This window comes from Solilutibacter tolerans (assembly GCF_900155935.1).
Classification (GTDB): Bacteria; Pseudomonadota; Gammaproteobacteria; order Xanthomonadales; family Xanthomonadaceae; genus Solilutibacter; species Solilutibacter tolerans.
The window spans coordinates 244,291-257,654 of record NZ_FTLW01000003.1; the positions used below are offsets into that span (position 1 = coordinate 244,291).

The 13,364-nt window shown below is 61.1% G+C and carries 12 protein-coding genes and 1 riboswitch; of the genes, 6 read left to right on the top strand and 6 right to left on the bottom strand.

Annotation, left to right across the window (positions count from 1 at the left end):
- Positions 1–59: 59 nt before the first annotated feature.
- Positions 60–167, bottom strand: a riboswitch (SAM riboswitch).
- A 94-nt stretch (positions 168–261) separates the two neighbouring features.
- Positions 262–1,089, top strand: a complete 828-nt coding sequence (locus BW989_RS07420; protein WP_076586917.1) for a M23 family metallopeptidase — start codon at positions 262–264, stop codon at positions 1,087–1,089.
- Here BW989_RS07420 and BW989_RS07425 read toward each other — a convergent pair.
- Positions 1,080–1,640 carry a DNA-3-methyladenine glycosylase I gene (locus BW989_RS07425; protein WP_076586919.1) on the bottom strand — a complete coding sequence of 187 codons (561 nt, stop codon included), beginning with the start codon at positions 1,638–1,640 and terminating at the stop codon, positions 1,080–1,082. The genes BW989_RS07420 and BW989_RS07425 overlap by 10 nt on opposite strands.
- Positions 1,641–1,779: 139 nt before the next feature.
- Here BW989_RS07425 and BW989_RS07430 point away from each other — a divergent pair, with 139 nt between their 5' ends.
- The 3 genes from BW989_RS07430 (at position 1,780) to BW989_RS07440 (ending at position 6,166) form a co-directional block, all read left to right on the top strand.
- Positions 1,780–3,384, top strand: coding sequence for a peptide chain release factor 3 (locus BW989_RS07430; protein WP_076586921.1), 1,605 nt, complete (start codon positions 1,780–1,782; stop codon positions 3,382–3,384).
- Positions 3,385–3,420: 36 nt separating this feature from the next.
- Positions 3,421–4,077 carry a PAQR family membrane homeostasis protein TrhA gene (gene trhA, locus BW989_RS07435; RefSeq protein WP_076586923.1) on the top strand — a complete coding sequence of 219 codons (657 nt, stop codon included), beginning with the start codon at positions 3,421–3,423 and terminating at the stop codon, positions 4,075–4,077.
- 118 nt (positions 4,078–4,195) lie between these two features.
- Positions 4,196–6,166, top strand: a complete 1,971-nt coding sequence (locus BW989_RS07440) for an AsmA family protein (protein WP_076586925.1) — start codon at positions 4,196–4,198, stop codon at positions 6,164–6,166.
- Positions 6,167–6,179: 13 nt separating this feature from the next.
- Here the strand turns inward: BW989_RS07440 and BW989_RS07445 are convergent, their stop codons facing one another.
- From BW989_RS07445 to mtgA, 3 genes are read right to left on the bottom strand one after another with little or no spacing between them, the layout of a single operon-like run.
- Positions 6,180–6,611, bottom strand: coding sequence for a CBS domain-containing protein (locus BW989_RS07445; RefSeq protein WP_076586927.1), 432 nt, complete (start codon positions 6,609–6,611; stop codon positions 6,180–6,182).
- Positions 6,586–7,602: a glycosyltransferase family 2 protein gene (locus BW989_RS07450; protein WP_076586929.1), complete on the bottom strand. Its 1,017-nt coding sequence runs from the start codon at positions 7,600–7,602 to the stop codon at positions 6,586–6,588. Before BW989_RS07450 ends, BW989_RS07445 begins: the two co-directional genes overlap by 26 nt.
- Positions 7,602–8,345, bottom strand: a complete 744-nt coding sequence (gene mtgA / locus BW989_RS07455) for a monofunctional biosynthetic peptidoglycan transglycosylase (RefSeq protein ID WP_242651374.1) — start codon at positions 8,343–8,345, stop codon at positions 7,602–7,604. Before mtgA ends, BW989_RS07450 begins: the two co-directional genes overlap by 1 nt.
- 74 nt (positions 8,346–8,419) lie before the next feature.
- On the opposite strand from mtgA, the gene hslO reads away from it, so the two are divergent.
- Together hslO and BW989_RS07465 are read left to right on the top strand one after the other, a co-directional pair.
- Positions 8,420–9,352, top strand: coding sequence for an Hsp33 family molecular chaperone HslO (gene hslO, locus BW989_RS07460; RefSeq protein ID WP_076586930.1), 933 nt, complete (start codon positions 8,420–8,422; stop codon positions 9,350–9,352).
- Between the two features lie 142 nt (positions 9,353–9,494).
- Complete coding sequence (locus tag BW989_RS07465) at positions 9,495–10,316, top strand: XOO1806 family protein (protein WP_076586931.1); 822 nt, start codon at positions 9,495–9,497, stop codon at positions 10,314–10,316.
- 47 nt (positions 10,317–10,363) lie between these two features.
- On the opposite strand, the gene BW989_RS07470 is transcribed toward BW989_RS07465, so the two are convergent.
- Both BW989_RS07470 and BW989_RS07475 read right to left on the bottom strand, forming a co-directional pair.
- Positions 10,364–11,956, bottom strand: coding sequence for a tetratricopeptide repeat-containing sulfotransferase family protein (locus BW989_RS07470; RefSeq protein ID WP_083688369.1), 1,593 nt, complete (start codon positions 11,954–11,956; stop codon positions 10,364–10,366).
- Positions 11,957–11,989: 33 nt separating this feature from the next.
- Positions 11,990–13,306 (bottom strand): tetratricopeptide repeat-containing sulfotransferase family protein, encoded by a 1,317-nt coding sequence (locus BW989_RS07475; protein WP_165688572.1) that lies wholly within the window; start codon positions 13,304–13,306, stop codon positions 11,990–11,992.
- Positions 13,307–13,364: the final 58 nt, after the last annotated feature.

Consider the following 13,364-nt stretch of genomic DNA (forward strand, 5'->3'; position numbering starts at 1 on the left):
AACTCCTTGTGCATCGAGTTCCGGGCGGTGCGCATGTCGGGCAACGCCAGGGCGCTGCTCAACCATCTGCGCGGTGGGCTTGCGCCCCCACAGGAATTGGCACCTTGGACTATGTCCAGGTTGCCTCGGCGTCGTAGGGCCTATCCCTCAGCCGATCTCGATGGATGTCCGCAGCTTGCCTCAGGGTTTTCGCAATGTCAATCGCTTCATCCGAATTGAGCGATACACATTCCAATCTGTCATGAGCAGGATAATCAGGCGATGTCACTTCGTCCTGTCTTGCTTCTGCTGCTCGCTGCTCTGCTCTCTCAGCCAGCCCAGGCCCAATGGCTCAGCTGGCCGCCAAAGCCGACCTCACCCAGCACCACACCCGCCGACCCGCCTGCCGCCGCTGTCCGCCTGCGCTTGGCCGGCCACGACACGATGCGAGAGATCTGGGTCGACAACGATTTGTCCGGACCTGTAGAGGTCAGGATCGACACCCAGCAACGACGCAACGGATTCCCTCTGCAGCAGACGCTGCCGGGCCGAGGTGGGTATTTGCTCGGCTACTTGCCCGCTGATACCCCTGTGACCTTGCGCCTGACTGCCGTCCCCGGCCTGCCCGCAGCCCATGCGCAGGGGGTGAGTTACCGCTTTCCTCTGCTGCTGCCGCAAGTCCGCATCGGCCAAGCACCGGAAGGCCGCTTCAGCCATGTCGATGTGGAAAACCGCCAGGCCATCGATTTTGCCGCGCCACTCGGCACGCCGGTGATCGCGGCGCGGGCAGGCACGGTGATGCAGCTCGAAGACCGCTTCGGCAATACGCCCGGACAACTGGATGAAGCGAACTTCGTCCGCATACTCCACGCCGACGGAAGCATGGCGATCTATGCGCATCTTGAACGCGGCAGCATTGAGGTACTTCCCGGCCAGCGCGTGGAGACGGGCCAGGTGCTCGCGCGCAGTGGCAATTCCGGCTATTCCAGCGGCCCGCACCTGCATTTCGCGGTTCAAGTGAATCGCGGGATGCGGCTGGAATCGGTACCGGTGCGCATCGAGACCGCCAGCGGCGAGTTGCGCCTGCCGCGTACGACAGCTCAACCGTAACGCATCCACACCGGTTTTGGCTTGAGCTTGGCGATGCGTTTAGCGGCCGGGCAGTCCGCGCGATGCGCGCCCGGCAGGTAGCCCAGACTCATCAGAAACTCTCCCACGATCTCCCCGCCGACGAAGCGGAAGTCGCGCTTGAAGAGCTTCACCCACTCGGCCTTGGTGCGCGCGCGGCCGTCCAATTCAACATGCGCGTCCAGCCATCCGGCAAACCCGCCGTGCGAGGCACGCAGGCGCTGGATGACACCAGCGTTGTGGATCGCCGCATCCACCTTCAAGCGGTTGCGGATGATGCCGGCATCGTTCAATAGGCGTAGCCGGTCGGCGTCGCCGTAAGCGGCCACCTTGTCGACATCGAAGCCGTCATACGCACTGCGAAAGCCTTCGCGCTTCTTCAGCATGGTTTCCCAGCTGAGTCCGGCCTGGTTGATCTCCAGGATCAGGCGCTCAAACAAGGCGGCTTCGTCACGCGCGGGCACGCCGTATTCGCGGTCGTGGTACGGGCCGTGCAACGGGTGGCCGGGGGCGATATCGCAATATCCAGACATGGCGGGCAACGTTGTGGCGGGAAGGCAAAGATAAACGTTGCGGCTGCCAGGGATTTTCAGCAGCAGGGCGGCCGCTGCATCCCGCTATAATTCGCGTCCCGACCCGACACCCGACGGCGCCAACCGCGCCGTATTCCGCATGTCCGCCATCAAACAGGAAGCTGCGCGTCGCCGCACCTTCGCCATCATCTCCCACCCTGACGCCGGCAAGACGACCCTGACCGAGAAGCTGCTGCTGTTCGGCGGCGCAATCCAGATGGCCGGCTCGGTCAAGGGCCGCAAGGCCGCGCGCCATGCGACATCCGACTGGATGGCGCTGGAGAAGGAGCGCGGCATCTCGGTGACCTCGTCGGTGATGCAGTTCCCGTATGGCGAGCACATCGTCAACCTGCTCGACACCCCCGGCCACGCCGACTTCGGCGAGGACACCTATCGCGTGCTGACCGCGGTAGACAGCGCGTTGATGGTGATCGACGTCGCCAAGGGCGTCGAGGAGCGCACGATCAAGTTGATGGAAGTCTGTCGACTGCGCGACACGCCGATCATGAGCTTCATCAACAAGCTCGACCGCGAGGGCAAGAACCCGATCGAGCTGCTAGACGAAATCGAAAGCGTGCTGAAGATCCAGTGCGCGCCGGTGACCTGGCCGATCGGCATGGGCAAGCGCCTGCGCGGCGTGGTGCATTTGCTCAGCGGCGAAGTGCATTTGTACGAAGCCGGCAAGAACCACACCCGACAGGACTCGACCATCTATCCGTCCATCAACGATCCGCGCGTGGAAGCGGCGATCGGCGCGGACATGCTGGCCGAGCTGCGTGACGAGCTGGAATTGGTCGAAGGCGCCTCGCATCCGTTCGATCAGGACGCCTATCTTCGTGGCGAGCAGGCGCCCGTTTTCTTTGGGTCTGCCGTGAACAACTTCGGCGTGCAGCCGCTGCTGGATTTCTTCGTCCAGCACGCCCCGCAACCGCAGCCGCGCGAGACGACCTCGCGCGAGGTCGAGCCGACCGAGGACAAGCTGACCGGCTTCGTGTTCAAGATCCAGGCCAACATGGACCCGCAGCATCGCGACCGCGTTGCGTTTATGCGCATTTGCTCGGGCAAGTTCAGCGCCGGCATGAAGGCCTTCCAGCCGCGCACTGGCAAGGATCTGAAACTCGCAAACGCACTGACGTTCATGGCGAGCGACCGCGAGATCGCCGAGCACGCCTATCCGGGTGATGTCATCGGCATCCATAACCACGGCACCATCTCGATTGGCGACACCTTCACCGAAGGCGAGAACATCGCCTTCACCGGCATTCCCAACTTTGCGCCAGAACTGTTCCGCCGTGCGCGCCTGCGCGATCCACTCAAGCTCAAGCAGCTGCAGAAGGGTTTGGCCCAGCTGAGTGAGGAAGGCGCGACGCAGTTCTTCCGCCCGCTAATGTCGAACGATCTCATCCTCGGCGCCGTCGGCGTGCTGCAGTTCGATGTCGTCGCCTATCGCCTCAAGGACGAGTACGGCGTGGATGCCTCCTTCGAGCAGGTGCAAGTGGCGACGGCGCGCTGGATCAAGTGCGACGATGCTAAAAAGCTGGAGGACTTCCGAGAGAAGAACGCGGCGAACCTGGCGCTGGATGCGGCAGGCCAACTGGTCTATCTGGCGCCCACCCGCGTCAACCTGCAATTGGCGCAGGAACGGGCGCCGGGCGTCGAGTTCCTCGCCACCCGCGAACACGCACACGCGGAACGCATCGACTAAAGAATCAATGTCATCGCGGGGCTGTATGCTCCCGGCATGGGCGCTTCCACTACATCCGCATATTCCCCCCGCGAAGAACGCGCCAACGTGCTGACCCACGGCATCGGCGCGGGCGTTGCGCTGGTGGCCGGGCTCACCATGCTCACGCTGTCGATAGGACGTGGGGGTGATCCTTGGCAATGGGCGTCAGCGATCGTGTTCTCTATTTCGATGCTGATGCTCTACCTCGCCAGCACGGCCTATCATCGCGCGGTCGATCCGGTGCGTCGCGCTCGACTGAAGATCGTGGACCATTGCGCCATCTACGTGCTCATCGCGGGCACCTATACGCCTTTCACGTTGACCGTCCTGCGCGATACCGTCGGCTGGACGCTCTTCATCGCCATCTGGTCACTGGCCGCGATCGGCATCATTTTCAAATTATTCTTCACCGGCCGCTTCAAGCTGGTATCCACCCTCATCTACATCGCGATGGGCTGGTTGGTGATGCTCTACGCCAAACCGGTGTACCAGGCCTTGAGCGGCTGGACCTTCGGCTGGCTGTTGGCCGGCGGCATCGCCTATACGCTAGGTACAGTGTTCTACATGCAAAGGCGCATGCCTTACGCACATGCCGTTTGGCATTGCTTCGTGGTAATCGGCACCGTCTGCCATTTCATTTCGGTATGGTCGCTGGTGGTGCCCCGCGCCTGAACGAATGGCCACGGCATTCACCCCTGTTTGACCTGCGTGCGTCGAAGGTGATGGCAACGACCTGCCGCACCTTTGCCGCATGACTGACACCACAACCCCAAACAATCCCACGCCCCGCATGCCAGGGGAGGAAACAACATCCCCCCGTATCTGGCCACGCCGCCACCCGTGGCTGACAACACTTGGCATCATGATCGCGGCCATCATCGTGCTGATCCTGTTGTGGGACTGGAACTGGTTCAAGCGTCCGATCGAGCGCTATGTGCACGCCAAGACCGGGCGTGAACTGCACATCGACGGCAATCTGGATGTCGACCTCGGCCGGATGACGCGCGTCAGCGCCGACGGCCTACGCTTTGGCAATGCTCCATGGTCGAAGGAAAAGGAGATGGCGAAGACCGACCGCCTCGCCTTCGCTTTCGCTTTGTGGCCTGCCATCTTTCAGCGTGACTTCCGCGTGCCAGAGCTGCGCCTGACCAATCCCGACGTGCTGCTGGAAAAAGGACCGGACGGCCAAGGCAATTGGGTGTTCAAGGATCAGGAAGACACGCGCGGCAAGCAGCCGGAATTCCGCAGCCTGTGGATCGACGATGGCCGCCTGCGCTTCGTCGATGCCAAGGGCAAGACCGACATCGACATCCGCGTGGACAGTGAAGCCCGCGGGAAAAATGAAAGTGGGCCGCCCATTGTCGTGGCGGGCAAGGGGCGTTGGAAAGGCAATCCTTTCACGATGCAAGGACGTGGCGAGTCACCACTCGACCTGCGCAACGCGGACGAGCCATACCGCATCGATGTGCGTGCCACCGCTGGCCCGACCAGTGCCCACGCCGTCGGCACCTTGCTGGACCCGCTGCGCATGCGCGACTTCGACCTGAAGCTCTCAATAAGTGGCCAGAACATGGATGACCTTTATCCGCTGTTGGGTATCGCCCTGCCGCCCACGCCGCCCTACTCCCTCAATGGTCGCTTCACGCGCGAAGTGAAATCACTCACCCGCAGCACGTGGAAATACGACGGCCTAAGCGGCAAGGTCGGCGACAGCGACTTGGCCGGCTTCGCCCACTTCACCACGGGCAAGCCGCGTCCACGTTTGGACGCCGATCTGCGTTCGAAGCGGCTGGACCTGGATGACCTGGCTGGCTTCATCGGTGGCGCACCCAAGGCCTCCGGCGGCGAGAAGAGCAATCCCGAGCTGGCGGCCAGGGCGGCTAATCAAGCAGCCAGCGGCAAACTGTTTCCCCGTGACGAGTTCAAGCTGGAAAAACTGCGCGCGATGGATGCCAACGTGCGTCTGCGCGCGACCCGCATCAACACCCAAACCCTCCCCGTGGACGACATGGATGCCAGGATGAAGCTCGAAGCCGGGGTGATGACACTGGCACCGCTCAACTTCGGCGTCGCCGATGGCGACATCCGCTCCACCATCCGGATGGATGCGCGCGAAGGAAGCGTCATCCGCACCCGCGCCGACATCACCGCCAAAGGACTCACGCTGGGCAAATTGATGCCCAAGGTAAAGCTGGGCCAGAACGCCATCGGCAGCCTAGGCGGCGACATCAAGATCAACACCACCGGCAACTCCATTGCCAAGATGCTGGGCAATGCCGATGGGCAGGCCGATGTCGGCATGGGCAGGGGCAGCATCAGCAAATTGTTGATGGAGATGGCGGCGATCGACATCGCCGGCATTCTGAAAGTGAAACTCACCGGCGACAAGCAGCTGCCCGTGCGTTGCGCGTTCGGCGACTTCGACATCAAGAACGGCGTGATGAACACGCGCGCGCTTGCCTTCGATACCGATGACACCGTCATCACCGGCAGCGGCACCATCAGCCTGCGTGATGAACGTCTGGACCTCACCCTGAAACCCAAGACACGCCGCTTCAGCCCACTGTCGTTGCGCTCACCGCTGTACGTGCAAGGCAGCTTCACCCACCCGAGCATCCGTCCCGACTACAAGCGCGTCGGCCTGCGCGCGGCGGCAGCGGTGGCGCTGGGTGCGGTGACCGCGCCGGCAGCTGCGTTGGCTGCGACCACCGACCTCGGCAGCGCCAAAGGACGTCAGTACTGCGGTCAACCGAAAGGCTGAAGCGCACGCGAAATCAGGACGCGATGTATTCCTGCAGGTGTCGTAATTCGATCTGCTGCTCGTCGATGACGGCCTTGACCAGGTCGCCAATCGACACGATGCCGACGACTTCCTTGTGCTCCAGTATCGGCAGGTGGCGAATGCGCTTCTCGGTCATCACCTGCATGCACTGATCGACCGTGTCCCCCAGGCGACCGCACACAACCTGATGGCTCATGATCTCGCTGACTGGCGTATTGGCCGAGGTACGCCCCAACAGGACGACTTTGCGAGCGTAATCGCGTTCAGAGAGGATGCCGACCAATTTGCGGCCCGCTTCCATCACCAACACCGCGCCGACACCGTGGTCGGCCATCAATTTCAGTGCGTCGATGACGGGGGATTCAGGCGCGATCGACACCACGCCCAACTGCTTCGATTCAAGTAGATGCCGCACCTGACGCATGGCCGCTCCTCGCTTCGGATTCGCTGCCAGCATACGCCTGTCCGGCCGCGGGCCGCCAATCGGCGATCACATACAACGGGCGTTGCTTGGCTTCGACATACAGGCGACCCAGGTATTCGCCGATCATCCCCAGCGCGATCAACTGCACGCCGCCCAGGAACAGGATCACCGCCATCATGCTGGGCCAGCCGGCGACCGGATCACCGTACATCCACGCCTTCACGATCACATAGAGGCCGTAAACCAACGCGATCAAAGCCGTGATGAGGCCCAGATAAGTACTGATGCGCAGTGGCGCGGTAGAAAAGCTGGTGATGCCTTCCAGCGCGAGATTCCACAGCTTCCAGAAATTGAACTTGGTGGTGCCTGCCACGCGTGCCTCGCGCTCATAGACAATTTCCGCGCCGTTGAAGCCTACCCAACCGAACAAGCCCTTCATGAAACGATGGCGCTCGCGCAACTCGCGCAAGGCCTTGAGTGCACGCGGCGATAGCAAGCGGAAATCACCGGTGTCCTCCGGCACCGGCGTGCGCGACAAGCGGCCGATCAGGCGATAAAACATCGATGCAGTCGCGCGTTTAGCAATACCTTCGCCTGCACGCTGGCTACGACGGCCGTACACGTTGTCGAATCCGGCACGCCATTTGGCAACGAACTGCGGGATCAATTCCGGCGGATCCTGCGCATCGGCGTCCAGAATCATGGCTGCCCCTTCATCGACCAGATCAAGTCCCGCCGTCAGTGCCGCCTCCTTGCCGAAATTGCGCGACAGCCGCAGCAGGCCAACGCGCGGATGATTGGCCGCGAGCCGTTGCATGGTGGTCCAGGTCGCGTCACGACTGCCATCATCGACATACAGGATGCGCGCATCGACATCGTTCATGGATGCCAGCACCGGCAACAATCGCGCATGCAGCAAGGGCAAGGCCTCGGCCTCGTTGAACGCCGCGACCACGATGGTCAAGCGATCCGTCTTGCCAGCAACATTCATCACTTCCTACCCTCGACTTCACGCAACGCGCCCGCACCGCCGATGTAACGCATCTGGCGCTGGATGGCGCGACTACGACGCTGCACATAAGGACCCGGTCGGGCCACGCTATAGCGCTTCGGATTGGGCAACACGGCCGCCAGGCGTGCGGCTTCGGCTGCAGACAAGCGCGAGGCATCCTTGCGGAACCACGTGCGCGCCGCGGCCTGCGCACCGTAAACACCATCGCCGAACTCGGCGAAATTTGCATACATCTCCAGGATGCGCGTTTTCGGCCAAAGCAGCTCCATCCAGAAGGTGTACCACGTCTCCAACGCCTTGCGCAGCCATCGCGTCAGGCCCGTGCCGCTCCACAGGAACAGATTCTTCGCGGTCTGCTGGGTGATGGTGCTGCCGCCACGGATGCGCTTGCCACGCTCGTTGCTGTCGCGGGCATTTTCGATCGCCTTCATGTCGAAGCCGGAATGATCGGCGAAACGCTGGTCTTCGGCCGCAATCAGCGCCACCGGCACGTTGCGGGACATCTGGTCGAGGTCGCGCCAGTCATGCGCGATGCGGAAATCGATGTCCCCACTTCCCCATGCCTGGAATTGACGGATCATCATGAAGCTGGAAAACGGCGGGTCGATGAAGCGCAAGGCGAGCACTTGGACGATCGGGAAAACGACGATGAAAGCCGCCAGCCAAAGCAAACGTCGCAGCCAACGCCGGCGCGGTTTTCGATCAACTTGCGCTTTGCTCACATCGTCCCCATTTATCGCAGCAATGGCGGCATTATCGGGGAGATTCCCGTGCGCCGCAGACCTTCGAGAGACCGATGAGCAACGACAACACTTCCGCGGCCCACGGCGGCCGCCTCGACATCTTCCTCCTCCCCGACGCTGGGGTGCGCGGCGCATATGTGCGCCTTGATGATGCCTGGCGCCAGATCATCGCCCGCAACGATGACCCGGATGCGGTACGCGACCTGCTGGGACAAGCCGTAGCCGCGACAGCCCTGCTCACCGCACACACCAAGGTCGATGGACGTTTGTCGGTGCAATTGCGTGGCTCGGGCGCATTGCGCAGCCTGTTCGCGGAGTGCACGGGGGCCCGGACGGTACGCGGACTCGTCCGTTTGTCCGAGGATGCTTCGCCCAAAGCCGCCACTGCCGAAGCGCTGGACCTGTCGCAGCTTGGCGGTGATTCGGTGATGGCCATCACCATTGAAAATCCCACACCCAGCGGTGAACCCGTCCGTTATCAGGGTTTGGTGCCGCTTGAATCGCCCACGCTTGCGGGGGCCTTCGAGAACTATTTCCGTCAATCCGAACAATTGCCGACCCGATTGCTGCTGGCCGCCGATGGCCAGCATGCCACCGGCCTGTTGCTGCAGAAACTGCCTGCGTCCGAAGCCGACGATGATGGCTGGAACCGCATCGAACAGTTGTTCGCGACGCTGGGCACCGAAGAGCTGCACTCGGTGGATGCGGCGACGTTGCTGCATCGCCTGTTCCATCAGGAGAATTTGCACGAGCTCGGCCACCGCGACCTGCAGTTCGGCTGCTCCTGCTCGCGTGAGCGCGTAGCGGAGGTCTTGCGCAGCCTTGGGCGCGAGGAGGCCCTGGCGGCGGTCGAAGCAGGCGATGTGGACGGCGCGGAGGTCCGCTGCGAGTTCTGTGGCCAGCGCTACCACTTCGATACCGCCCAGATCGAAAGCCTCTTCCTGGCCCCCGAACCCAATACCGATGCCCCTAACCGCTTGCAATGATTGAAGTTTTTCCTTCAACCAGCCAATCTGAATGCGGCCTCCAGACCGATTGTTAAATTAATATAAATGAGGTACTTTGGATTGGCAGGAAAGACCCGGTTACCGGGAACTTACCGCGCCGGGGATAGTCAATAGGTGGCCCATGAAACATCGCCTCTTGCCAACGCTGTTGTTTGCAGGGCTTACGCTCGCCGTCTCTGGTGGTCAGGCGTATGCACAAGCGCGCAAGGGCGTGACAGTCATCCCCGTCGTCAACAACACCAATGGCAAGGTCGAGGGCATGTTCGTGCTCGAGCCGACCGGCAAGGCCAACAGCGGTGCCCGCTGGCGCTTCGGTAGCAATACCCTCGAATCAGCGTTCGGCTTGTCCTCGGGCGAATCACTGGCTCTGCTGTGCAGCGGCAAGGGCGGCATCCCGAATCGGATGGACCGACTTTCCGATGACTGCACGCTGGGCTCGATCAGCCCACGCGGTGCGGCTGCCTCTCTTGGCAATCGCAACGCCCGCGTTGGTGTGGGCGTGGGCAAGGCACGCGGCAACCTGCCCGGCTGGCTGACACCCGGCAGCCGCAATCGCGTCGAACAAACTGACCTCGCCCTCTTCGCCGAATACAACATCGGCCGCAGCGGCGTGGTGTCGATTGCCGGCACCACCGCCAATGCGCGTTTGATGCCGGCGGCGGAAATGCCGCAATTCGCCGACCGCTGGAACAGCAAAGGACTGAGTATTGGCGGAGGCGTCGGTGCCTTCAGTGCCAGTGTCTTTGGCCGCGTCGTCGAAGTGCCCGGCCAACCCGGCAAATGGGAAGGCTTTGGTGTTGGCCTGACTTGGCGCACGCCTTGGAGCGGCCAGCTCAGCGTGGGCGCTGACAACGTGGTGACCCGCGGCAAGAATCCTTTCGCGCCTTCCAAAGGCGAGGAAGAAGGCACCGTTCCTTACGTGCGCTACCAGCAGGATCTTTGATCCTCACCCTGCTCTGCGCGTCGACAGCGACGCACAAGAGCCGTTGATTACGCCTGCTCCCAGCCCTCCAGCACGCCGCCTTGGCGCAGGCGTGTGATCATCGGCTGCAAATAAGTTTCATACGGCTTCCACTTCGGCACATCCCGCACCTGAATGCCTTCGCGCACCTGCACTGCACTGGCGGTGGATACGCCGCGCTTGCGATTGCCGATGGCGAGCATCTCAGGCGTGAACTCCAGTGCACAAAATTCACAGACCTCACGCATGACCGCCTCCGGATCACGGACCATGCGGTCATAGCGGATGTCGAAGATGCGCCCCGGATACGTCTTGCGCCAATGGGCCATCAGCTTGTGGTATTCGATATAGAAGTCCGCCAGCTCGATCTGGTCGTAAGAATACGGATTGGCGCTCGAGAACAACTCCCTCAAGTTGGAGAAACAAACTTCCACAGGATCCCGCACCATGTGCAACAGCTTTGCCTGTGGCAAGGCTTCGCAAATAAAGCCCGCATTGAGAAAGTTGGATGGAAGTTTATCGGTGAAGTGCGAGTTGCCCTTTAGGCGCCATTGCAGCCCTTGCAGGTAGCGCCCCCCTACGGCCTTGAAGTTGAACCCGGCAGTGAATGCTCGTTCGACAATGACCTGGTCGATCACACCCTGGCAGTGATGGTCCGTTTCGTACCGCATCGCGCTGGTGAAATCGTATAGTTCGCCAACACCTTGCACCCGCGGATGACCATCAAGCATCTGTTCCAGCAAGGTGGTTCCCGAACGATGCATGCCGATGATGAAGATAGGAACTATCGCTGGCTCGACCACCTCCGTCGATTTATCAACTGCACTCGAGCAGAGTAGATCAATCAACTGACGAGTCTCTTCAGAGGCGTAGCGGAGGGTCTCGCGCTTTGATCTATTTCCCTTGCTCAAGGCCTCCCAAGCCTGTTCAGTGCGACCAAGATCATCCAGTTCCTTGTGCAGCGCGTGACAAAGCAGCGCAATGTCTGTGGGAGTCGGCAGTTTGCCCGAGGGTGTCAACTGCGCTTCGACTTCCTGCACATGATTTTCCGTTGCCGTCGCCTTGCCAAGCCTCGAAGCGAGCCACCATGCCTGCGCGATACCCGGGGCTCTTTTCAAGGCCTTGATGATGTCGGCCTTGGCCTCGGCAAAACGTGCCAAATACATGAGGACTTGAGACCGCGCAACAAGAGTCGTAGGGAAATCAGGATCCCCGGACTTTGCCTCGTCAAGCAAGGTCATTGCCGTTGCTTGATCATTGACTGAACTGAATTGTGAAGCCGCCGAGATCAGCAACGGGATGGGAAGCCTCCGAGGTCCACCCAGCCTGCGAATGTAGTCATGCATTTCTGGCACTTGGTTGAACGTCCGCAACCTGGAAAGAACATCCTGGACAACTCCCAAGCTACCGGGACGAGCTGCTGCAGCCTTGATCGCTGCGGCACGCGCCTGACGATATCCCCCCAGATAGGATTCGACATAGGAAAGCTGTACCCACAAGTCTGCGCTACCCGGATTTTGGGTAATCAATTGCACAAGCCCGCTCTTGGCCGACGCCCAATCTCCTGCCGCAATCGAACGCTCGACCGATGCCACCAAGCTCTTCGGATCCATGTTCTTCATCAGGTCCAACCTAGCCGCATCCTCGCATCGATCTCATGCAAATCCTTGCGCTTCCAGTCGACGCCTCAGGGGCTCCAACTTCCCCGCATAACGACGCCAGGCCCCGATCCCATTCCGGTTCAAAGGCTTGCGTACTTGCGCCTTGCTGGCTGTCGATACCGGCGACTGATTTCGCGCCAGATCTTCCTGTCCTTGCTGATACTCGCCGCCGCAGAACGCCATGACCTCCTCAAGCTGTGCGCGAGGCTGAGCGACTAGCTCTTCGTAACTCACCGCCTTGAAGCGCTTCGGATGCGTTTGCTCGAAGTGGGCGGCAAGCCGCCTGAAATCAGCATAGTGATTCGCCAAGTCATCTTGCGAATAGCTGTAACCATAAGCCCCAGGAGAAAACGGCTCTTTCAGGTTTGAGAAACAGGTGTCCATCGGATCGCGCACCATGCAGATAATGCGGGCATCGGGCATAGAGCGCGCGATGAAACCTGCATTGGATATGTTCAACGGATTCTTGTCGATGATGCTCTTTCGACCAGCGCGGAGATACTCGGTGGCTTCGCCATAGCGCGCGGCCACGGTCCTATCATCCAATCCGACAGCAGCTTGCACGATGGCCTCGGTTACCGGCGGCTCGTAGAAGCGATCAATAGCCCAAGACAGGCTGCGGGCGAACACATTCAACTCTCCCGCCGACACCATGTCGGAATGATTGCCCAGCATCCTGTCCAGCACGGTGGTGCCACTTCGCGGCATCCCCACGACGAAGACGTGTCTAGCAGCTGCGCCGCCATCATCCAAAACATCAAGTTCAGCCACTTGTGCGCGGCTACCATCCCTAATCAAGGCGTCGATACCTCGGGATTCGCGCCCTTGGTCATACGTCTGGTTGGCCCGCCGCAGACCTGCACCAGCAGAAAGATGCTCCCACGCTTCATCGACGGCATCGATGCCATCCAGCTCCTTGAAAAGCGCGTAATGAAGATCGATACGGTCTTCAACGCCTATGCCTTCCCCAGCGGTTCGCAAGATCTCCTTGATTCTTTCGATTCTGGGGCCGGAATCCTGCGTCGGGTGCAGGTATGCGAGCGCCCTGTGAGACATCGAGAACATGGGGTTCAACTTGATCGCCAACTCATGTTCTATTTCGGACTCTTCCAGCCGCCCCAGATGGCTAAGCACCTCTGCCTTGGAGTAATGCAGCAGATGATGTGCTGGCAGCCGCCTCATTGCGTGCTCAAGGAACGCGAGCGCCACGTCGTCCGCGCCAACCAGCCACAGCTGTTGCGCGAGCACAGCGGATTCCGAAAGCAATAGCGGGTTGTTCCAATCCGCTTCTTCGATCAACTCGCGGACCAAGCGGCGCTCATCAAAACGCAGCAGTTGGCGCCCCACATGCGGCAACGCTTGCCAACGC

Bases quoted from the DNA above. Each gene is read 5' to 3' on its own strand.
- BW989_RS07420 (WP_076586917.1), top strand. From the start codon at position 262: ATGTCACTTCGTCCTGTCTTGCTTCTGCTGCTCGCTGCTCTGCTCTCT.
- BW989_RS07425 (WP_076586919.1), bottom strand. From the start codon at position 1,640: ATGTCTGGATATTGCGATATCGCCCCCGGCCACCCGTTGCACGGCCCG.
- BW989_RS07430 (WP_076586921.1), top strand. From the start codon at position 1,780: ATGTCCGCCATCAAACAGGAAGCTGCGCGTCGCCGCACCTTCGCCATC.
- trhA (WP_076586923.1), top strand. From the start codon at position 3,421: ATGGGCGCTTCCACTACATCCGCATATTCCCCCCGCGAAGAACGCGCC.
- BW989_RS07440 (WP_076586925.1), top strand. From the start codon at position 4,196: ATGCCAGGGGAGGAAACAACATCCCCCCGTATCTGGCCACGCCGCCAC.
- BW989_RS07445 (WP_076586927.1), bottom strand. From the start codon at position 6,611: ATGCGTCAGGTGCGGCATCTACTTGAATCGAAGCAGTTGGGCGTGGTG.
- BW989_RS07450 (WP_076586929.1), bottom strand. From the start codon at position 7,602: ATGAATGTTGCTGGCAAGACGGATCGCTTGACCATCGTGGTCGCGGCG.
- hslO (WP_076586930.1), top strand. From the start codon at position 8,420: ATGAGCAACGACAACACTTCCGCGGCCCACGGCGGCCGCCTCGACATC.
- BW989_RS07465 (WP_076586931.1), top strand. From the start codon at position 9,495: ATGAAACATCGCCTCTTGCCAACGCTGTTGTTTGCAGGGCTTACGCTC.
- BW989_RS07470 (WP_083688369.1), bottom strand. From the start codon at position 11,956: ATGAAGAACATGGATCCGAAGAGCTTGGTGGCATCGGTCGAGCGTTCG.